This window comes from Martinezella calliandrae (assembly GCF_030272695.1).
Lineage (GTDB): Bacteria > Pseudomonadota > Alphaproteobacteria > Rhizobiales > Rhizobiaceae > Rhizobium > Rhizobium calliandrae.
This window is the reverse complement of record NZ_JARFYN010000062.1, coordinates 1-19587: the sequence shown is the minus strand read 5'-3', so window position 1 is coordinate 19587 and position 19587 is coordinate 1. Positions and strand designations below refer to the sequence as shown.

At 60.3% G+C, this 19587-nt stretch carries 17 protein-coding genes and 2 pseudogenes; 13 read left to right on the top strand and 6 right to left on the bottom strand.

The window, feature by feature from the left end; translation table 11 throughout:
• Positions 1 to 275: 275 nt before the first annotated feature.
• Both PY650_RS30560 and PY650_RS30555 read left to right on the top strand, forming a co-directional pair.
• Entirely contained in the window at positions 276 to 1115 is an 840-nt protein-coding gene (locus PY650_RS30560; protein WP_285883568.1) for a p-hydroxycinnamoyl CoA hydratase/lyase, read from the top strand.
• Positions 1116 to 1127: 12 nt separating this feature from the next.
• Positions 1128 to 3284: an acetate--CoA ligase family protein gene (locus PY650_RS30555; RefSeq protein WP_285883567.1), complete on the top strand. Its 2157-nt coding sequence runs from the start codon at positions 1128 to 1130 to the stop codon at positions 3282 to 3284.
• Positions 3285 to 3313: 29 nt separating this feature from the next.
• Here the strand turns inward: PY650_RS30555 and PY650_RS30550 are convergent, their stop codons facing one another.
• Complete coding sequence (locus PY650_RS30550) at positions 3314 to 4213, bottom strand: helix-turn-helix transcriptional regulator (protein ID WP_285883566.1); 900 nt, start codon at positions 4211 to 4213, stop codon at positions 3314 to 3316.
• 244 nt (positions 4214 to 4457) lie between these two features.
• Here PY650_RS30550 and PY650_RS30545 point away from each other — a divergent pair, with 244 nt between their 5' ends.
• The 8 genes from PY650_RS30545 to PY650_RS30510 all read left to right on the top strand — a co-directional run bounded on the left by PY650_RS30545 (position 4458) and on the right by PY650_RS30510 (position 12998).
• Positions 4458 to 5909, top strand: a complete 1452-nt coding sequence (locus PY650_RS30545) for an aldehyde dehydrogenase (RefSeq protein ID WP_285883565.1) — start codon at positions 4458 to 4460, stop codon at positions 5907 to 5909.
• A gap of 82 nt (positions 5910 to 5991) precedes the next feature.
• Positions 5992 to 7308, top strand: a complete 1317-nt coding sequence (locus PY650_RS30540; protein WP_285883564.1) for an ABC transporter substrate-binding protein — start codon at positions 5992 to 5994, stop codon at positions 7306 to 7308.
• 7 nt (positions 7309 to 7315) lie between these two features.
• Positions 7316 to 8068: an ABC transporter ATP-binding protein gene (locus tag PY650_RS30535; RefSeq protein ID WP_432761602.1), complete on the top strand. Its 753-nt coding sequence runs from the start codon at positions 7316 to 7318 to the stop codon at positions 8066 to 8068.
• The gene (locus PY650_RS30530) at positions 8065 to 8793 is read left to right on the top strand and encodes an ABC transporter ATP-binding protein (RefSeq protein ID WP_285883562.1); all 729 of its coding nucleotides are present in this window, start codon (positions 8065 to 8067) and stop codon (positions 8791 to 8793) included. Before PY650_RS30535 ends, PY650_RS30530 begins: the two co-directional genes overlap by 4 nt.
• Positions 8790 to 9686, top strand: a complete 897-nt coding sequence (locus tag PY650_RS30525; RefSeq protein WP_285883561.1) for a branched-chain amino acid ABC transporter permease — start codon at positions 8790 to 8792, stop codon at positions 9684 to 9686. The genes PY650_RS30530 and PY650_RS30525 overlap by 4 nt, the downstream gene beginning before the upstream one ends.
• Complete coding sequence (locus PY650_RS30520) at positions 9683 to 10702, top strand: branched-chain amino acid ABC transporter permease (protein ID WP_285883560.1); 1020 nt, start codon at positions 9683 to 9685, stop codon at positions 10700 to 10702. Before PY650_RS30525 ends, PY650_RS30520 begins: the two co-directional genes overlap by 4 nt.
• A gap of 37 nt (positions 10703 to 10739) precedes the next feature.
• Positions 10740 to 11525 (top strand): coniferyl-alcohol dehydrogenase, encoded by a 786-nt coding sequence (locus PY650_RS30515; protein WP_285883559.1) that lies wholly within the window; start codon positions 10740 to 10742, stop codon positions 11523 to 11525.
• A 27-nt stretch (positions 11526 to 11552) separates the two neighbouring features.
• Positions 11553 to 12998 (top strand): aldehyde dehydrogenase, encoded by a 1446-nt coding sequence (locus tag PY650_RS30510; RefSeq protein WP_285883557.1) that lies wholly within the window; start codon positions 11553 to 11555, stop codon positions 12996 to 12998.
• A 452-nt stretch (positions 12999 to 13450) separates the two neighbouring features.
• On the opposite strand, the pseudogene PY650_RS30505 reads toward PY650_RS30510, so the two are convergent.
• Positions 13451 to 13714, bottom strand: a pseudogene (locus PY650_RS30505) (DUF4143 domain-containing protein); the annotation flags it as partial.
• On the opposite strand from PY650_RS30505, the pseudogene PY650_RS30500 reads away from it, so the two are divergent.
• Positions 13704 to 13865 (top strand): annotated as a pseudogene (locus PY650_RS30500) (ATP-binding protein); the annotation flags it as partial. The pseudogenes PY650_RS30505 and PY650_RS30500 sit on opposite strands and share 11 nt — an antisense overlap.
• A gap of 436 nt (positions 13866 to 14301) precedes the next feature.
• Here PY650_RS30500 and PY650_RS30495 read toward each other — a convergent pair.
• Positions 14302 to 14964 (bottom strand): DUF1684 domain-containing protein, encoded by a 663-nt coding sequence (locus PY650_RS30495; RefSeq protein WP_285883556.1) that lies wholly within the window; start codon positions 14962 to 14964, stop codon positions 14302 to 14304.
• A 509-nt stretch (positions 14965 to 15473) separates the two neighbouring features.
• Between PY650_RS30495 and PY650_RS30490 the strand changes: the two genes are divergently transcribed.
• A complete protein-coding gene (locus tag PY650_RS30490) occupies positions 15474 to 16532 on the top strand; it encodes a nucleotidyltransferase family protein (protein ID WP_285883585.1) in 1059 nt (352 codons plus the stop codon).
• Between the two features lie 75 nt (positions 16533 to 16607).
• Here PY650_RS30490 and PY650_RS30485 read toward each other — a convergent pair whose 3' ends face one another.
• The 3 genes from PY650_RS30485 to PY650_RS30475 all read right to left on the bottom strand — a co-directional run bounded on the left by PY650_RS30485 (position 16608) and on the right by PY650_RS30475 (position 18339).
• Positions 16608 to 17072 (bottom strand): nuclear transport factor 2 family protein, encoded by a 465-nt coding sequence (locus PY650_RS30485; protein WP_285883555.1) that lies wholly within the window; start codon positions 17070 to 17072, stop codon positions 16608 to 16610.
• A gap of 106 nt (positions 17073 to 17178) precedes the next feature.
• The gene (gene cynS / locus PY650_RS30480) at positions 17179 to 17649 is read right to left on the bottom strand and encodes a cyanase (RefSeq protein ID WP_285883554.1); all 471 of its coding nucleotides are present in this window, start codon (positions 17647 to 17649) and stop codon (positions 17179 to 17181) included.
• Between the two features lie 30 nt (positions 17650 to 17679).
• The gene (locus tag PY650_RS30475) at positions 17680 to 18339 is read right to left on the bottom strand and encodes a carbonic anhydrase (protein ID WP_285883553.1); all 660 of its coding nucleotides are present in this window, start codon (positions 18337 to 18339) and stop codon (positions 17680 to 17682) included.
• Positions 18340 to 18450: 111 nt separating this feature from the next.
• Here PY650_RS30475 and cynR point away from each other — a divergent pair, with 111 nt between their 5' ends.
• Complete coding sequence (gene cynR, locus PY650_RS30470) at positions 18451 to 19341, top strand: transcriptional regulator CynR (RefSeq protein ID WP_285883552.1); 891 nt, start codon at positions 18451 to 18453, stop codon at positions 19339 to 19341.
• Positions 19342 to 19587: the final 246 nt, after the last annotated feature.

The following is a 19587-nucleotide window of genomic DNA, read 5'->3' as shown; positions in this document are numbered from 1 at the left end:
AAATAATGCTATGAGACATAACATTACCGGCAGGGAGGTCGTATGCCGGTATTGGAGGAATTTCTTTAAGATCCCTGCAGATGTCCCGCGATCCGTCGATCAACGGTCGCAACAGCTTTCTGCACATTCGCACCAGCTGGCGTGAAGCGCCTCATTTTGGATATCACTGCGGCTCGCCAGGCTCTGGTGAGGCTTTACCCAATTCAACACAGGTCGCGACTTTGCGGCCGGCTCCCTTTTGATGTGCAGGCCCAAACGGCAAAAAGGACAGCATTATGACAACAGAACATCCCGAAAAAGATACCGTCGCCTTCGTCGTTGAAGCCGGTATCGCCTGGGTCAGCTTCAACCGCCCGGAGAAACGCAATGCCATGAGCCCCACACTCAATCGGCGCATGATGGAGGTTCTGGACGAACTCGAGTTTCGGACCGACGTCGGTGTGCTGGTTCTGTCCGGTGAGGGTACGGCCTGGTCGGCAGGTATGGATCTCAAGGAATATTTCCGCGAGACCGAGGCTCACGGTCTACACGGTACGCGAAAGGCACAGCGTGAGAGCTATGGTTGGTGGCGCCGGTTGCGCTGGTATCAGAAACCGACCATCGCCATGGTAAACGGTTGGTGCTTCGGCGGGGGTTACGGACCTCTTTTCGCCTGCGACCTCGCCTTTGCTGCCGATGAAGCCAAATTTGGGTTGAGCGAGATCAACTGGGGCATCCTGCCCGGCGGTGGCGCCGCCAAGGTGGCCACCGAACTCACATGCTTCCGCAACGCCATGTACCACGCGCTGACCGGCGAGAACATCGGCGGCAGGAAGGCGGCAGAATGGGGCTTCGTCAACGAGTCCCTACCGCTCGCGCAGTTGAAGGCGCGTGTGACCGATGTCGCCAACATCCTATTGCAGAAGAACCCCGTCGCCCTCAAAGCCACCAAGGATGCCATTCGCCGCGTGCGGGAGATGACCTACGACAATGCGGAGGATTACCTCGTCCGCGCCCAGGAAGCGGCCAACAGTTATGACAACGAGGGACGCAAGGAAGGCATCAAGCAGTTCATCGACGACAAGACCTACAAGCCCGGGCTTGGTGCCTATGACAAATCCAAGCACCAGGCCTGAGGAGCGCCTACCATGACGGTCGAGACCACTAGCGCGCGCCCATTGGCTCTTCCTAGCCGTTCGATTGAACGGCTGCTACGTCCGAGATCGGTGGCGATCGTTGGCGCCTCCGACAAGCCCGGCGCGCTCGGCGCTTCGGTACTGTCCAATCTCGACCGCAGCGGCTATGCCGGTGACATTCATCTGATCAACCCCAAACGGACCGATATCGGCGACCGGCCCTGCCTCGCCTCGATAGATGACCTGCCGGACGGGGTGGACGCGGCCGTTCTTGCCGTGCCGCGCGCTGCCGTGCTTCCCTCTATCGAGGCGCTTGCCCGCCGCCGTGTTGGTGCGGCGGTGATCTTTTCGGCGGGCTTTGCTGAGGGCGGCGAGGAAGGATTGGCCGATCAGCGCGAGATCACCCGCATAGCGGCCGAGGTGGGAATGGTGATCGAGGGGCCGAACTGCCTCGGCATGGTCAACCATGTTGATCGCATCCCCCTGACCTTCATCGAAACCGCATCAGAGGAACTAGGCGCCAGGGCGGGCATTGCGATCGTGTCGCAGAGCGGTGCCATGGCTGCCGTTCTCGGCGTGACCTTCGCTAGCCGCGATCTGGGCCTCTCCTATTCCATCTCGACCGGCAACGAAGCCGCAAGTGGCGTCGAAGACTATGTGGAGTTTCTGGTGCAGGACACCTCCACGAGGGTCATCGCGATGATCGTCGAACAGTTTCGCAGGCCCGCCCGTTTCCTTGCCGCGGCGCACAAAGCGCATGCGAGGGGAAAGCGGATCGTCCTTCTTCATCCCGGACGGAGCAGGGCGGCGCGTGAATCCGCCGCAACTCACACCGGCGCCATGGCCGGTGACTATCAGGTCATGCGCACAAAGGTCGCAAGTGCCGGCGTTATTCTGGTCGAGACGCTCGAGGAACTTGGTGACGTCGCCGAGATCGCCCTGCGATGCCCGGTACTCCCGGCCGGAGGCCCGGCAGTGCTTGGCGAATCCGGCGCGTTCAAGGCGCTGACGCTCGATCTGTGTGAGGAGCTTGGGCTGGATCTTCCTCTCATTAACGATCAGACCGCGCCAGCGCTGCGCGCCGTCCTGCCGCCCTTCGTCAGCGTCAGCAATCCGCTGGATCTGACGGCACAGGGCCTAGTGGAGCCGGACCTTTACGACAGAACACTCTCCGCGCTATTCGACGATACCCGTTTCGCCAGCATTGTCGCCTGCATCATCCAGACCGACCCTGTCACCTCGGCCATCAAGCTGCCGCCGATCCTGAAAGCGGTGCGAGAGCGCAAGCCGGCGAAACCGCTGATCTTTGCCGGGCTCGATGAGGGTGCCCCCATCCCGGCGGACTATATCGCGCAGTTGCGGGCGCTCGGCATCGTCTATTTCCCGTCGACCGAACGGGCCTTCCGAGCGCTGAAACGCTTTGACGCATTCGCGGCTCGCGACATTGCCACCCGCACCGTAGCTCCGGTCGCGATTGCCGGCCTCCCCTCCCAAGGAGGTGTCATTCCCGAATATCAAGCCAAGCAAATCCTGGCGCCACTCGGAATTCCCTTTCCTGAAGGCCGCCTGGCGAGAACCCTTGAGCAAGCCCTCGCGGCAGCTGCCGCAATCGGGTATCCGGTGGTGCTGAAGGCGCAATCGCCCGATCTCAGCCACAAGAGCGATGCGGGTGGCGTCGTTATCGGATTGGTGGACGCAACCAGCCTCAAGGAGGGCTGGGCCAAGCTGCATGCCGATATCGCGCGCCATCGCCCGCACCTCACCCTGGACGGCGTGCTGATCGAAGCCATGGGCAAACGCGGCATCGAGCTGATCATCGGCGCCCGCAACGATCCGGATTGGGGACCTGTGGTCCTCGCGGGCTTCGGCGGCATTGCGGCGGAGATTCTCGGGGACGTCCGCATTCTGACGCCCGATCTGCCCGATGACGCTATCATCCGCGAGCTACACCGGCTGAAGAATGCGCCTTTGCTGCGCGGTTTCCGTGGCTCGCCGCCGCTCGACGTGAATGCCGCCGCCCGCATCATCGCCATGCTCGGCCAGCTGCTGCTGGCCGAACCGACGATCCAGGAGATAGACCTCAATCCTGTCGTGATCTATCCCGACGGCGAAGGTGCGGTGGCGCTGGATGCCTTGATGCTGACCGCATCCGGACCTACCCATGTTTGAGCTGCAAGGCCTGCCTGGCCGAAGTCTGATCACGGCCAGTCCGAATAGCCCGACGAAAGCATGTCGCTGCGCGCGACTTCCGCCTTCCTGGCGAAATCGCGATAGCTGGCGGGTGAAAATCCGGTCTTTCTCTTGAAGAAATGACTGAAATAGGTGGGGTCCCGAAATCCAAGACTGTCCGAAATCTCCTGGACGGTCCTGGCGGAGCGTTCCAGCCTCAGCTTCGCCTCCTGGACGACGCGTTCATGCAGGAGCTGCACGGGAGAGCGCCCGAGCGCGCTGCTGCAGATTGAATGCAGGCGATCGGTGGTGACGCCGAGCTCCCGCGCATAATCGCTGATCGGACGGTGCTGCCGGAACCAGATCTCCACCAATTGCCGATATCGCTGCAGGGTCGAGGCGCCGCCGCCGCGGCCACGCTGCTCGGCCGCCTCACCGCCACCGGTGCGCCACAGCGTCATGAGGATCAGCCGCAAATAGGCGGAGATGACCATCCACGAGGCGCGCGAGGGATCGCCAAGCTCCCGTACGAAGCCTGCCACCAGCGGCTGCGTCTCTTCGGCGGCATGCGGCGTCGGTTCGTCCGTCAACCAGGGCCGCTCGCTGAAAGTCCGCAGCGCATAGGATTCCGCCTGGTCGCCGATCGCGTCCACCATGATCTGTGGCGACGCGCCGATCAGGAAGCCTGCAGCACCAGCAGCCATGCGCAGCTCGCACCGTGGCTGCGGTGGCAGATAAGCGAGCGCCGGTCCTTGTAGCGATCGTTGCTCCTCCGGCTCGAACGACAAGGCAGCCGTTCCAGACTGCAGCAGAAACAGATGGTGGAAATCGGCATAGATGCCTTTTTGGAAGCGAATCGTCCGGTGCGACAGCGATGGCTCCCGCCACTCGCCGTGTGCATGGTGATGGATGCCGCCATCGGAAACCATGAAGCCCTCCTCCTGTCGGCACCGCGATAGGTCGCCAGGAATGCCAGATAATCACAACATTAACCCAGAAAAACACATTCCTTCCCAATTGCAATGGCGTAGTCTCATCTGATGAGCCTCTGGGAGGAGGACTCCACACGACAGACGCCGATTGCGAGGCCCTATCCTGGCCGCGCGTGTCTGTGCACGCCTTCTCCCGCTGCTGCGTTTGAGGGAAAGACCTGCGGAGGACCGAACGATCGCGATGTTTGTGGCAAAGCTTCTGATCAATGACGAGACGACGGATGCGTCAGATGCATCTATCTTCGAATGCCTTGATCCGGCGACCGGCGATGTCGCGACCATCGCGCCGGCGGCTTCCACATCGGACGCAGCGCGGGCGGCCAATGCCGCGGCTGCTGCCTTTCCCGCATGGTCGGAACTAGGACCGGGTGAGCGCCGCGCCATGCTCAATCGGGCGGCAGATGCTCTCCTCGCGCGCTCGGCGGATTTCGTGGCGGCGATGATCGCAGAGACCGGGGCGACCGCCCTTTGGGCCACGATCAATTGCGATCTTGCCGCCGACATATTGCGCGAGGCGGCCTCGATGACCACGCAGATTGCCGGCGAGATCATCCCCTCGGGCATTCCGGGCAACGTCTCCATGGCGGTGCGCCAGCCCGCCGGTGTCTGCGTCGGCATTGCGCCCTGGAACGCGCCGATCATCCTTGGCGTGCGGGCGATCGCCATGCCGCTTGCCTGCGGCAACACGGTCGTGCTCAAGGCTTCCGAACTCTGCCCGAAGACCCATTGCCTGATCGGCGAGGTCATGCGCGAGGCGGGCTTTCCGCCGGGGGTCGTCAATGTCGTCACCAATGCTCCCAAGGATGCCGCCACCGTCGTCGAGGCCCTGATCGCCCATCCGGCGGTACGACGGATCAACTTCACCGGCTCGACGCGCGTCGGGCGGATCATTGCCGAGACATCGGCAAGGCATCTGAAGCGCTGTCTGCTCGAACTCGGCGGAAAGGCGCCCTTCATCGTGCTTGCCGATGCCGATATCGACGAGGCGGTCCGCGCCGCCGCCTTCGGTGCCTTCATGAACCAGGGCCAGATCTGCATGTCGACGGAACGCATTATCCTGCTCGAGGAGATCGCCGATGAATTCGTCGAGAAATTCAAGGCGAAGGCGGTAACGCTCGTGGCCGGAGATCCAAGTCAAGGAAACACGCCGCTTGGAACCATGATCAACGCCGAAGCAGTGCGGCGTGTCAGGGCGCTCGTTGACGACGCCCTGCAGAAAGGAGGGGTCGTCGTCTGCGGTGGGCATGCGAACGGCATGCTGGTGGATGCGACCGTTGTCGATCACGTGACGCCCGCCATGCGCCTCTACCGAGAAGAAAGCTTTGGACCGCTGGCGGCGATCATCCGCGTCGACAGTGTCGAGGAGGCCATCACTATCGCCAACGACAACGAATACGGACTGTCCTCGGCAGTGTTCAGCCGCGACATCAACCAGGCGCTAGCCGTTGCCAAACGTATCGAGACCGGCATCTGCCACATCAACGAGGCGACGGTTTCCGACGAACCGCAAATGCCCTTCGGCGGGGTCAAGTCCAGCGGCTACGGCCGTTTCGGCGGCGGGGCCGTGATCGACGAATTCACCGAGCTACGCTGGATCACGCTGGCATCCGGCACGCGTCACTATCCGATCTGAGCCACATTAAGGCACTCAACCAGTAAGACTGAAGAAGAAGCATCGGGGCGAGAGGGCCTCGAAAAAGGGGAGGAACGATTGCATGACCAACAATCTTATCGGAACGAGTATCAACGCCGCATCGCTGACGCGACGTTCGTTCATGGCGGCAACGGCTGCAGGTAGTGCAGCACTGGCTTTTGGCGGGCGGGCAGCATCCGCAGCCGACGATACGCTCAAGATCGGCTTTATCAGCCCGCGCACAGGCCCGCTCGGCGGCTTCGGCGAGACGGACGGCTATGTGCTGGAATTGGCGCGCAAGGCGCTGGCCAATGGATTGCAGGCCGGCGGCAAGACCTGGAAGGTCGAGATCCTTGATCGCGACACGCAGTCCGATCCGTCGCGCGCCGGCCAATTGGCAAAGGACCTGATCAACAACCAGGCGGTCGATCTGATGCTGGCGGTCTCGACGCCTGAAACCATCAATCCTGTCGCCGATGCCTGCGAGGCGGCGGGCGTGCCGTGCCTGTCGACGGTCATGCCATGGGAGGCCTGGTATTTCGGGCGCGGCGCCAAGCCCGGCGCGCCGTCGCCGTTCAAATGGACTTATCACTTCGGCTTTGGCGTCGGTGAATTCCTCAAGACCTATATCTCGCAATGGAACCTGATCGAGACCAACAAGAAGGTCGGGGTTATGTATCCGAACGATGCCGATGGCAATGCGATCCGCGCCAACCTGGCGCCGGCGCTAGCCAAAGCCGGCTTTACCATCGTCGATCCCGGCGCCTATGAGACGGGAACAACCGATTTTTCGTCCCAGATCGCGCTCTTCCGCCAGGAAGGCGTGGAGATCTTCAACAGCTTTCCGATCCCGCCGGATTTTGCGGCCTTCTGGCGTCAGGCGGCACAGCAGGGCCTCATCCAGCAGATCAAGATCTGCCAGGTCGCCAAGACAGGGTTGTTTCCGTCCGATATCGAGGCGCTCGGCGACCTCGGTGTCAACATCGCCAGCGCCGCCTATTGGCATAAAGCCTTCCCTTACAAGTCGTCGCTGACGGGCGTTTCCGGACCCGAGCTTGCGGACGGCTACGAAGCGACAAGCGGCAAGCAATGGTCGCAGCAGCTTGGCGCGAGCCTGGCGCTTATCGACGCGGGGTTCGATGCGCTCAAAGCCGCCTCGGATGCGAAGAGCAAGGAAGCCGTTGCCAAGGCGCTGAGCACGCTGAAGACGACGACGATCGCCGGCAAGGTGGACTTTACAAGCGGCCCTGTCGCCAATGTCTCTCCCGGGCCGATCATCGGCACGCAATGGGTCAAGGCGCCGACCGGCTCGAAATTCGCACTCGACTATGTCGTGACCGAACACGCCACCGATCCGAATGTGCCGGTCGCCGCCAAACTCATCGCCTACAATGGGTAAGGCCATCGTGCAGGGACAAGATGGACATCGGCCGAGAGGGGAATTTCTCTCGGCTAAGGGGATCCACAAGCGCTTCGGGGCGCTTGTGGTACTCGAAAACCTCGATTTTTCCATGGGAGACAGCGATGCCGTCGGCATCGTGGGCCCGAACGGAGCCGGCAAGACGACCTTGCTGGGCGCACTGGCCGGCGCCTTTCCGTTGAATGAAGGAACGATCACCTTCGACGGCCGGAATGTAACGGCTTTGACAGCCGCCGACCGCTGCCGGTCGGGTCTTGTCAGGACGCATCAGATTCCAAAACCGTTCAGCGGCATGACGACATTCGAGAATGTCTTCGTCGCCGCCGCGCACGGTAAGGCATCGAGCCGTGACGAGGCTTATGAGCGCGTTGTCGATTCTTTGCGCCTCTGCGGTATGCTGGGTGTCGCCAATCGCCGCGCCGACACGCTCGGCCTGCTCGATCGCAAGCGACTTGAGCTGGCCCGCGCGCTCGCGACGGGTCCACGCGTGCTGCTGCTCGACGAGATCGGCGGCGGGCTGACAGATGGCGAGGCAAGCGAACTCGTCGGCACTATTCTTGAACTGCGGCGGCGCGGCATCGGCATCGTCTGGATCGAGCATATCGTTCATATCCTTTTGCAGGTCGTCGAACGGCTGATCTGCATGGATGCGGGCAAGATCATCGCCGATGGCGATCCAAAGGCGGTCATGAGCGATGCCGAAGTGGTGCGCGCCTATCTTGGGGGAACGCCCGCGTGAGCAATCTTTCCGTTCGCACTCTCGATGTCCGACATGGCCTTTTGCAGGCGGTGCGCGGCATCAGTTTCGATCTCGCCAAGCGCGAGGTGCTGGCACTCGTCGGCGCCAATGGCGCAGGCAAGACGACGCTGCTGCGTTCCATCGCCGGTGCGCATCTGCCGGCTGCGGGTCAGATCCTGCTCGATGGCGAAGATGTCACGGCCGTTCCCGCTCACAAGCGCATCGCCAGGGGCATTGCGCTCGTCCCGGAAGGGAGACGGCTATTCTCACAGATGACGGTCGAGGAAAATCTGCTGCTCGGCGCCAGCGCCGGCCGCAAGGGTGAGTGGACAGTCGAGCGCGTCTTTGATGCCTTTCCAAACCTGAAGCCGCGGCGGCACGCCAAGACCGGCCATCTGTCGGGTGGTGAGCAGCAGGCAACGGCGATCGGGCGGGCGCTGATGAGCAATCCCGACATTCTCTTGCTCGACGAGGTCTCCCTGGGCCTGTCGCCGCTCGTTGTCGATCGCGTCTATGAGCAACTGCAAGGGCTCTTGTCTTCTGGCACGACCATCGTGCTCGTCGAACAGGATCTGGCGCGCGCCATGGGCGTCGCAACGCGTGTCATTTGCATGCTGGAGGGCAGTATCGTGCTCGACAGGCCGGCGAGTGGCGTGACGCGTGAGGAGGTGACCCGGGCCTATTTCGGCCTGCATCGGGCGACAGCCGAGAGGAGCGTCTCGTGACCAACACCCTCATTCAAGGCATTCTGCTCGGCGGTTACTATGCCGTCATCGCCTGCGGCCTGTCCTTCATGTTCTCCGTCATGCGCATCATCAATCTCGCCCATGGCAGCCTTGCCGTTGCCGCCGCCTATGGCCTCTGGCTGCTGGCGGCGAAACTCGGCATTCCGCCCTTCATCGGCCTGCTGATCGTGTTGCCTGTCATGGCAATCATCGGTTGGCTTTTGCAGCGTTTCGTCCTCGAGCGGAGCGCGCGCGCAGGTACGCTTTTGCCGATCCTGACGACCTTCGGCTTGTCGATCGTCATCGACAATCTGCTGTTCGAACAATTCGGGGCAGATACGCGCTCGCTCGCGCCCTTCATCGGCAATCTCTCCTATGCGTCCTGGCAGCCGCCGGGTCACGTTTTCGTCGGTAAGCTTGCCGTGCTGATGATGGTGACGGCAATCGTGATCATCGGCGGGCTGCAGTTGTTCTTGAGCCGCGTTGCACTCGGCCGCTCGATTCGCGCCACGGCGGAGGATCCGGATACAGCCGGTCTCGTCGGCATCGATGCGCGCCGTGTCAACGCTGTCGCGACTGCGATCACCATGGTCACGGTCGGCATTGCAGGTGCGTTTCTGGCCATGCGAGCGACCTTCAATCCTTATTCGGGCGCGCCGCAGCTATTGTTTGCCTTCGAGGCGGCCGTCATCGGCGGTGCCGGTTCGCTTTGGGGAACTTTGCTCGGCGGCATCGTGCTTGGACTGGCGCAGTCGATCGGCGCCCAGATCCATCCACAGGGTTTTCTGATCGGCGGCCATATTGCCTTCCTCATCGTTCTTTTCGTGCGGCTGCACCAGTTCGGCTTCCTGAGCCTCGGTAAAATCCGCTCGCGTCTTCGGAGCCCATCATGAATACGATCGCGCCTGGAATTTCCGTCGAGCGCTGGACCACATCCTCGCGAATGACCCTGACTGCCATGATGTTGGCAATCGGCCTTCTCGCCGCTATGCCCACCGTCGCCAGCGCTGGCGTCACCGATCGCATGACCGCCCTCTTCATCTACGTGATCCTGGCGGCCATGTGGAATGCGCTCGCAGGCTTCGGCGGTCTCGTCTCCGTTGGCCAGCAGGTCTTTTTCGGACTTGGCGCCTATTTCACCATCCGTCTGGCAGATGCGGGACTCGATCCGTTCGTTTCGCTTATCGCCGCGGCAGTCGTCACCGGCGTCATATCGCTACCGCTCTCGTGGCTGATGCTGCGGCTGAAGGGAGGCGAGTTTGCCATCGGCATGTGGGTGCTTGCCGAGCTTGCCCATCTGCTCGTCAATCTTGATCGGCTCATTCAGGGCGAAACCGGGACCTCGCTGATTTCCTTGAACGCCTATGACAGCAGTACGCGGCGCGTGGCGATCTATTGGCTGGCGCTGACGGCCATGGTCACCCTCCTGGGTGCGTTCTTTGCTTTGATGCGCAGCCGGGCTGGGGCGGCCATGCAGGCGATCCGCGACAATGAGGATGCGGCAACCTCCGTGGGCGTTCGCGTGGCGGTAACAAAACGCCTGCTCTTCGTCCTTGCCGCCTTTGGTATTGCTGTTGCCGGCGGCCTGTGGCTGGCAACGGCAGTCACCTTCCAGCCCAAGACCTATTTTAGCGTGCAATGGACCGCCTACATGATTTTCATGGTGCTGGTCGGCGGCATCGGCAAGTTCGAGGGCGCGATCCTCGGCGCTATTCTCTTCTTCATCGTCGAGACTGTCTTCGGCGGAACGGGGGTCTGGTATCTGGTCGGCCTCGGCGCAACTGCGGTGCTCTTCTCCCTCTACTTGCCGCGCGGCCTCTGGGGCGAAATCGAACGCCGCTTCGATCTGCAGCTTTTACCCGTGGGCTATCGACTGACGATTTCGGGTCTCTTCAAGGACAAACAATAGCGGCAGCGTTCGCTGCGCTTCATGAGAAGGTGAAATCATGCTTTTCGGCAAGACCATACTCATTACCGGCGTTGCCTCGGGCATCGGCGCTTGTGCCGCGGAACTTGCGGGGCAAATGGGGGCCGACGTCATCGGCGTCGATGTCCGGGAACCGTCATCGGGCTTCAGCTCCTTCATCAAAGGGGATCTTTCGACCGCCGTGGGCGTCGAGGAAATCGTCAAGCAACTGCCCAACCGCATCGATGCGCTGGCCAACGTCGCCGGCCTCTCGGGAAACACCGGCGTCACGGCGACACTGGCCGTCAACTTCTATGGTCTGCGCGCTCTTTCGGAAACTGTCGCATCTCGGCTGCGCGAGGGTGGAGCGATCGTCAATGTCGCCTCGATCGCCGGCTATGGCTGGCGCGCTAATCTGGAACGGGCAAAGACGTTGACTGCCGTCGCGGGCTTTCCGGATGTAGCCTCTCTGGTCAGCGAGCACGGACTGAAGAACGAAGAGGGTTATCCGCTTTCCAAGGAACTGCTGCTGCTCTGGACAATGCGCGCCGCGCACGAGCCTCTCTTCAAGGCGCGCGGCGTTCGCGTCAATGCCGTCAGCCCCGGTCCGGTCGAGACGCCGATTTTGAAACAATTCCGTGCCGTACTCGGCGATGCCCGCGTCGATAGCGATATCACGCGGGTCGGACGAGCCGGCAATTCGGCCGATATCGCGCCTGCCATCCTGTTCCTGTGTTCCGACGGGGCGCGCTGGATCAATGGTGCCAATGTGCCGGTCGATGGCGGGTTGGAAGCCTCCATCAATGCCGACGTGCTTGGCTTTTGAAATACCATCCTCATCAGGAGACACGAGATGAACATTTCCCTTCTTATCAACGGCGTCGACAAGCCGGCGGCGAGCGGCCGCACCTGCGACCGCTGCGATCCTTTCACGGGAGAGCTGGCAAGCACGGCACCGGCAGCAGGGCCTGAGGATGTTGCCACTGCGATCGAGGCTGCCTCCAATGCGTTTTCCACATGGTCGAGCACGGGCCCTGGGCAGCGCCGCACGATCCTGGCCAAGGCCGCAGATATCATGGACGCCAAGGTCGGCGAGTTTACCAAGCTGATGATGGAGGAGACGGGGGCGACGGCGCCGTGGGCCGGTTTCAATGTCATGCTAGCGGCCAATATCCTGCGTGAGGCGGCCGCTATGACGACACAGATCGGCGGCGAGATCATCCCGTCCGACAAGCCCGGCACGCTCGCCATGGGCGTGCGTCAGGCAGCCGGCGTTTGCCTTGCTATCGCGCCCTGGAATGCGCCTGTGATCCTGGCGACACGCGCCATTGCCATGCCGATCGCCTGCGGCAACACCGTGATCCTCAAGGCTTCCGAGCAATGCCCCGGCACACAGCGGCTGATCGCAACCGCTCTGAGTGAGGCAGGCCTGCCTGCCGGCGTCATCAATGTCATCACCAATGCGCCTGAAGACGCGCCCGGTATCGTCGAGGCGCTGATTGCCCATCCCGCCATTCGTCGCGTCAACTTCACCGGCTCTACCAAGGTCGGTAAAATCATCGCCGAGCTCAGCGGCAAGCACCTGAAGCCCGCTCTTCTGGAACTCGGTGGCAAGGCGCCGCTCGTCGTACTTGAGGATGCGGATATCGACGGCGCCGTCAATGCGGCGATCTTCGGTGCCTTCATGCACCAGGGCCAGATCTGCATGTCGACTGAACGCATCGTCGTCCATCAGGCGATCGCGGATACCTTCGTCGCCAAGCTTGCGGCGCGTGCCGCTGTTCTGCCCGCCGGCGATCCGCGCGGCCATGTTGTCCTCGGCTCGCTGATCAGCCTTGACGCTGCCAAGAAGATGGAGGAGCTGATCGCCGACGCTGAGGCGAAGGGTGCCAAGCTCGTGGCCGGCGGCAAGCGTAACGGCACCGTGGTCGAAGCCACACTGCTCGATTTCGTCACGCCTGACATGCGCGTCTATTCGGAAGAATCCTTCGGTCCGGTGAAGCCGATTATCCGCGTGGCGGATGAGGACGAGGCGGTGCGCGTCGCCAACGATACGGAATACGGCCTCTCGTCCGCCGTCTTCAGCCGCGACGTGCAGCGCGCGCTTGCGGTCGCGGGTCGCATCCAGTCCGGCATCTGCCACATCAACGGCCCAACCCTGCATGACGAAGCGCAAATGCCCTTCGGCGGCGTCAAGGGCAGTGGCTACGGCCGCTTCGGCGGCAAAGCGGCGATCGCCGAATTCACCGATCTCCGGTGGATTACCATCGAGGATCCGGCCCAGCACTATCCCTTCTGAGGGTCACGACAGCGCCCACGATCGCCGACACACATGAGGAGCTCGTCGTCAAGACGGTCTAAGATCGTAGGAACGTAACGATTGATGAAATGGTCGAGTGCCTGGAAGACGTTCGCGCCCTCCAGGCGACGTCAATCGCTTCAGGTCGGGTTTACCAGCCACCTTTGTTGGTTGCATTTTGAGGTTTATGCACGCAATGGCAGCAGAGCGACTTTACTTTGCCACGGCGCAGGACCGATCTATAGCAGTGGTGGATCTTCGATAAAGTATTAATGGCGATCTCAACTGAGTTCTCAGCGGGCCCGCTTGCAAGGCGTCCCAAGCGAAATTTATCCAATAACCTACACAATTCCCGGCCGTCTTGCTGTGAATCGAACCGGAGGCTTTTTTATCGAAACAGTCGAAGTTTCAAGAATGCTCAGGTCCGGAGACCACAGCGAAATTCTTGCGTGCTAACGCCACAATGCCGAAATTGGCACGGCGGACAGGCGTTCCCCGAACGGAACCACCTTGTCATGGTCGTACAGGACAATGCCTGAAACAAACCGCTCTCCGCATGCTTCGGCCAAAATTCGCAACCCGGAAAAATCAGAACTCGAGACGGATGCTGCTGCCTTTATTTCGATACCGACAACCCTCCCTCTTCCGTCTTCGATGACGATATCGACTTCGTTCTGCTGCTTGTCGCGAAAGTGCGAAAACTCAAAGCGGGCATGTCTAACCCCGAAAATACATTTCCTCGATTCCGGTCTGCTCGCATCCCTTCGTGACCTCTCTCTCGAGAGACTCCGGGACGACAGAGGGCAGTTCGGGGCGTTGCTGGAGACTTTCGTTTTTGGCGAGATCCTTAAACTCGCCAGCAGCAGTACGCCGATGACTGATTGAAAGTAAAGGCGTGACCATTTGAAAGTCTTAGCGCGGCTGATTGAAACCTAAGCCCAACATAGGTGGCACGCCAGATTGCGGGATGAGTGCGGCGAGAGGCCATGTAGATTCTATTTAAAAAGGTCTTTTAGATCGAAATTTAACTCGGCTGAAAAATGGCCTCAGATAAATGACCTTTGGGCGCAAGAATTGAGGCGGCTGAACCCCGGTTGGGCGACAAGCCATGACCTGTCGTTCTTTCTTGACAAAGCAATTCTGATGTCAACTCAACTATCAGCCTCGAGCCCAATCAAAATAGCTATCAGGCGACTGGATGCGGTAAAGGTTTGCCACACCGACAGTGAACGGCAGGAAGCAGAATCCTATTTGCAAGGGATGTGCTTTCATCACAATCACTGCATCTCCGCTTCACCGCGGCTCATTTCGAGATAGGTAGCCGTTCTCCGGCTTTCACCGCGCCGTTCAGTCGATTGCCCGATGGCGCTAATGGGCAGACATAGCGGGAAGAATAGGCGCACGAAGGAAAATAGGAGAAGTTGAAATCAAGCACTAGTGTGCCGTCTGGACGGACAACTCCGAGATCCGCTCCCTTAATGGTGTCGAGGAGATATCGGCCACCGCCATACGTCTCGGTCCCTGAGGTCGCGTCGGCAAACGGCAGGAACACGCCACCGCCGTACCCCTCAATCCAGTAAAGGGTCAATTCGCCACCCAATCTGGTCTCCAGCCCCATTGTACGGGAGAATGCGTGCATCGTCAGGTCGCCATCCACCCCTGTCGCGACGGTTGTCCGTTCCGGCGTTACCGGGACAAGCTGTACCGTAAAGCGCAACGAGGAATCATAAGAAAATGTCGTCGGCCCTTCGAACGTCTTGCGATTCGCCGATTCAATTGGCGACTGAGGATGGTCGCGAAACAGGGTCGAACGGGTGTCGCACCAAAGCCTCCAGGCAGCAACCGCGTCCGGACTAGAACGTACCTCGTAGTAGAGATTTGCGATCTTCTCGCGCCATTCCCACAGTTGTTGAGTCTCGTTCAAATCATTTCCGCCCATGTCAGAAATTACGCGGCTTTCGTTCATCGAAACGCTCGCCCAATCATCGCGGCACAACTATATGCTTGCCGGATTTGCTCTGCATACGTCACCATGTGCGACGTACATTTGGGTGCCATATCAACGAGGACTAGACCACAGCTAAAAAGCTTCGGCAAGCCGCATTGGTTTCCGGCCATCGAACAGGCAGCCCGCTCACTAGGGCCGGACGCTTTTTGCTGGAAGTTAGGGCTGCAGTCGATAGAGGCCTTGACGTGTCGCCGCCGGCAAATCGATCTATTCCGTCGTCCCCACCCCGGACGACCAGTGGATTGTCGACTCTGCATGATTTGCTGATGAAGGCGGCGGCACTTCCCTTATGCGGGTGCAGCTACGCTCTCACGCTGAATGAGCCGGCTGCGAATAACATTTCGCATCTGCGGCTTTTGCTCAGGCCGATGAATAGCTGCCATCAGAAGGGCGACTGCCATCTGCCCCCATCTCCTTGTAGATCATTGTTATACTAGATTTGTGAAAACGATATAGTGACCACCGTGATTAAACAGATTGATCTCATGTTCCGCACCATGGTCGCGGAACTCCAGCAACGGGCATTTGATGATGATTGGGCGGAAGACTTCCCCCTATCGGGTAGATTCGTGCCGATGACGGTCGATGGTCGGCGCTATTGGTATTTCGACCAACCCGACGGTGAGGGTGGGCAGAAGCGCCGGTATGTCGGGCCTGCCGATGATCCCTTGATTTCGGAACGCGTCGAAACCTTCAAGGGTGAGAAGTCAGACTATAAGGTTCGCCGCAAGTTCGTTTCCACGCTAACGCGCGAAGCCGGTTTGATTGCCGCTGATCGCTTTACCGGCGATATTGTACTGGCGCTTGCCAAGGCCGGTCTCTTCCGGCTGCGCGGTGTTCTCATCGGCACGGTCGCTTTTCAATGCTACTCCGCATATCTTGGCATCCGCCTGCCCTCGGCGGCGATCCTAACAGGTGATGCAGACCTAGCCCTGGATTTCGCGATCTCCGCCGAGGTGGCAGATTCGCTGCCGCCGATCCTCGATCTCCTAAAAGGGCTTGATCCAACGTTCCGCGCAGTGCCGCATATCAACGGCAGCTCTCGATCTCATGCCTTCGGGAATCAGAGCGGTTACAGGGTCGAGTTCATGACGACAAACAGGGGAGCCGAAGAATATTCGGGCAAACCCGCCAACATGCCCGCTCTCGGCGGCGCGTTAGCCGAACCGCTGAGATTCATGGATTTCTTGATCCGCGATCCCGTTCGTTCGATCTTGCTACATGGTGCCGGTGTCTCAGTTGTTATCCCTGATCCTTGCAGGTACGCGGTGCACAAGCTTATCATTGCCGGTCGCCGCCAGAATGACGCCGGCGGCCAGGCCAAACGGGATAAAGATCTTAGACAGGCAGGAATACTATTCGACGCCCTGCCGGTCACGGGCCATGGGCCATCACTAGCTGACGCTCTGGAAGAGGCATGGGATCGCGGGCCTGCTTGGAAGCTGGCGATCTCGGAAGCAGCCGAAACCATGCACAAGGAATATTGGGGCGCTATCAATCGAATGGTTGGCATTCTCAAGAGATAAAGTGTCCCATCATGATAGCAAATCGCACCAGTGCGAGCGGAGCACTGGCGCGATCGACGAGAACTGGTTCGTAGCTCAGAGGCCCAGGTCACTCAGCGACGGATGGTCATCCGGACGGCGGCCAAGGGGCCAGTGGTATTTGCGATCCGCTTCAGCGATTGGCATCTCGTTGATGCTGGCGTGCCGATGCGACATCAGTCCATCCTCGGCGAAGAGCCAGTTCTCGTTCCCGTAAGCGCGGAACCATTGCCCACCGTCGTCGTGGTATTCATAGGCATAACGCACCGCGATGCGGTTGTCCGTAAAGGCCCACAGCTCCTTGATGAGCCGGTATTCGTGTTCCTTGTTCCACTTGCGCGTCAGGAAAGCCCGGGCCTCTTCTCGATTTGTCGCGAATTCGACCCGGTTACGCCAGCGCGTATCGAGTGTGTAGGCCAGAGCGACCTTCGCCGCATCGCGCGTGTTCCAGCCATCTTCGGCCAGGCGAACCTTTTCGATGGCAGCTTCTCGGGTGAACGGGGGGAGTGGGGGACGTGTCATGGTGTTTCCTTTCGTGATTTGAGCGGTTGCGGCAAGCGCGGAGCCCGCAAGGGCCACAGCGGGGATCGCGGTAATGAAAGTGCGGCGTTGAATACGAATAGCGTGGTCAAAACGGCTTGCTCGGGAGGTACTTGCCATCCAGCGTGATCACGGCGCGGGAGCCGCCTTCCGGATCTTCGACCTTCTTGATGTCCAACTTGAAGTTGATGGCGCTGATGATGCCGTCACCGAATTTTTCGTGGACCAGAGCTTTCAGCGTCGTTCCATATACCTGCACGATCTCGTAAAAGCGGTAGATGGTCGGATCGGTCGGTACACCGTTTCCAATGCTGCCGCGGATAGGGAGAGTCTGCAGTAGGGCGATGCCGTCGACGTCGAGGTCGAGCTTTTCGCCCACGACTTTGGCAGCGTCAGCCGGTAGCGGGTGCTGGCCGAGGAGGGCGGCGGTGACGAACGCTTCCGACAGGCCGGTGCCCTCGGTGATCTGGGCGTAGCTCAGGTCCTTCCTGAGTTTCGATGCGAGGATGACGTCCGTCAGGTCCTGGCGAGTGGTCTGTGTGGCTTGGGACTGCAACATTGCGATTTTCTCCGTGGTTGGGATTGGGGTTCAGGCAACGCGCCTGGCTTGGTACTTGACGGCTTGGACGTCGCGGTTGCCCGCGAGGGAGACGAAGGCGCCCCTGCTGCCATCGAAAGCTTCGATAAGTCCGCTCGCGATGTCGTAAATCCAGCCATGCAGGGTGATGCGTCCCTCTTCGAGGGCCAACCGCACCGAGGGGTGGGTCTGGATATTGGCGAGCTGGGCGATGACGTTTTCGCGCACCATCGATGCGACCTTGGCGGACTCATCCTTGTGCTGGCGGGCTTCGTTCACGACACGGGCAGAGTCTGCGTAACGCAACCAGCTGCCGACGGCGGGCATGTGATCCAGGCACTTGCACGTCGCGATGGCGGTCATCGCGCCGCAGTCGGAGTGGCCACAAATCACGATGTCCGAGACCTGTAATGCCGCGACAGCGTACTCGACCGAAGCAGAAACGCCGCCCGGCTCTGGGCCGTAGGAGGGGACGATGTTGCCGGCGTTTCGAATGACGAAGAGGTCGCCCGGCTCGCGCTGGGTAACCAGCTCAGGCACCAGGCGGCTATCCGAGCAGGAAATGAACAGGGCACGCGGGCTCTGCTGATTTGCCAAGTCCTTGAACAGCTTAACCCGCTCAGGGAAGGCTTCCCTCTGGAACTTCAGAAAGCCGTCAATAATGTCTTTCATCGCTGCAATCTCCGTTTCGCGATCTGTTGAGAAGAAAGCTACGGAAGGCATGGCATAATGTAAAAGTCTTGTTTATTATGAGGTGGATTAGATAATCTTATAGGTTTTGATATGCTCGCCCGACAGGTCCGCTATTTCCTCGCAGTGGCGGAGCATCAGAGCTTCACACGGGCTGCGGAAGCTCTGCATGTCTCGCAGCCGGCGCTTTCGCAGCAGGTCAGGTTGATGGAGGAAAGCCTCGGCGTGCAATTGTTCGACCGATCGGGGCGTACGACCCGATTGACGGATTCCGGGGAGGTCTATCTGCAATACGTGCGCCGCGCATCGCAGGAGTTTCGGGAAGCCAAGCGCGCTATCCACGACGTGAGCGATCTCAGCCGTGGTACGTTGCGCGTTGCAGTGACGCCGACGTTCACGACATATCTGGTCGGCCCTCTCGTCGAGGCGTTCCACAGTCGCTACCCGAATATCTCCCTCAACGTGCGGGAGATTTCCCAGGAGCAAATGGAGGAATTGCTCCTGTCCGATGAGGTCGATGTAGGGATCGCGTTCGCCGGCGCACCTACACCAGATATCGATACAGACCCGCTGCTGGTAGAAACCCTCGCGCTCGTTGTCAGTACCGGGCACCCTCTGGCAAGTGAAACGTCGATTGGACTGCGGGCCCTTAGCGCCGAGTCATTGGCGCTGCTCAGCGCAGAGTTCGCGACGCGCGAACAGATCGATCGCTTCTGCCACCAGCACGATATTCGCCCGAAAGTACAGATAGAGGCCAACTCGATCAGTGCGGTGATCGAAATCGTCCGCAGAACGAGCCTGTCGACACTCTTGCCCGCAACAATCGCATTCGCCCATCAGGACCTGGTCGCCATTGCGCTTGATCCCGTGCGCTTGCAGCGGACCGCCGTTCTGATGCAGCGTAAGGACGCTTACCGAAGCGCGGCGGCGCGGGTCTTTGTTGGGTTGGCTAAGGAAGTGGCGGCTGAAATGGAGGGGCAGTGACAAAAATCATGGCTTGGATCTCTAGGCCATTGATGAAAGTGTACTTCTGACCTGTAAGGGCTGGCACCAATAGAGGGTCGTAAGTTCGGCCCCGTTCAAGAGCAAGAAAATCAAATTTGCGCAATTATGTAGGAACAACCACCAAGCCAAATGCGGCATTGAGATCAGGTCGCTTGAAATGAAAATGCCCGCACAGGGCGGGCAAATCCTTCCTTGCTGGAAGCAAGCTGCTATCGCAGCACTTCC

Bases quoted from the DNA above. Each gene is read 5' to 3' on its own strand.
- PY650_RS30520 (WP_285883560.1), top strand. From the start codon at position 9,683: ATGAATACGATCGCGCCTGGAATTTCCGTCGAGCGCTGGACCACATCC.
- cynS (WP_285883554.1), bottom strand. From the start codon at position 17,649: ATGTTGCAGTCCCAAGCCACACAGACCACTCGCCAGGACCTGACGGAC.
- PY650_RS30560 (WP_285883568.1), top strand. From the start codon at position 276: ATGACAACAGAACATCCCGAAAAAGATACCGTCGCCTTCGTCGTTGAA.
- PY650_RS30485 (WP_285883555.1), bottom strand. From the start codon at position 17,072: ATGACACGTCCCCCACTCCCCCCGTTCACCCGAGAAGCTGCCATCGAA.
- cynR (WP_285883552.1), top strand. From the start codon at position 18,451: ATGCTCGCCCGACAGGTCCGCTATTTCCTCGCAGTGGCGGAGCATCAG.
- PY650_RS30540 (WP_285883564.1), top strand. From the start codon at position 5,992: ATGACCAACAATCTTATCGGAACGAGTATCAACGCCGCATCGCTGACG.
- PY650_RS30495 (WP_285883556.1), bottom strand. From the start codon at position 14,964: ATGAACGAAAGCCGCGTAATTTCTGACATGGGCGGAAATGATTTGAAC.
- PY650_RS30510 (WP_285883557.1), top strand. From the start codon at position 11,553: ATGAACATTTCCCTTCTTATCAACGGCGTCGACAAGCCGGCGGCGAGC.
- PY650_RS30545 (WP_285883565.1), top strand. From the start codon at position 4,458: ATGTTTGTGGCAAAGCTTCTGATCAATGACGAGACGACGGATGCGTCA.
- PY650_RS30550 (WP_285883566.1), bottom strand. From the start codon at position 4,213: ATGGTTTCCGATGGCGGCATCCATCACCATGCACACGGCGAGTGGCGG.
- PY650_RS30555 (WP_285883567.1), top strand. From the start codon at position 1,128: ATGACGGTCGAGACCACTAGCGCGCGCCCATTGGCTCTTCCTAGCCGT.
- PY650_RS30515 (WP_285883559.1), top strand. From the start codon at position 10,740: ATGCTTTTCGGCAAGACCATACTCATTACCGGCGTTGCCTCGGGCATC.
- PY650_RS30475 (WP_285883553.1), bottom strand. From the start codon at position 18,339: ATGAAAGACATTATTGACGGCTTTCTGAAGTTCCAGAGGGAAGCCTTC.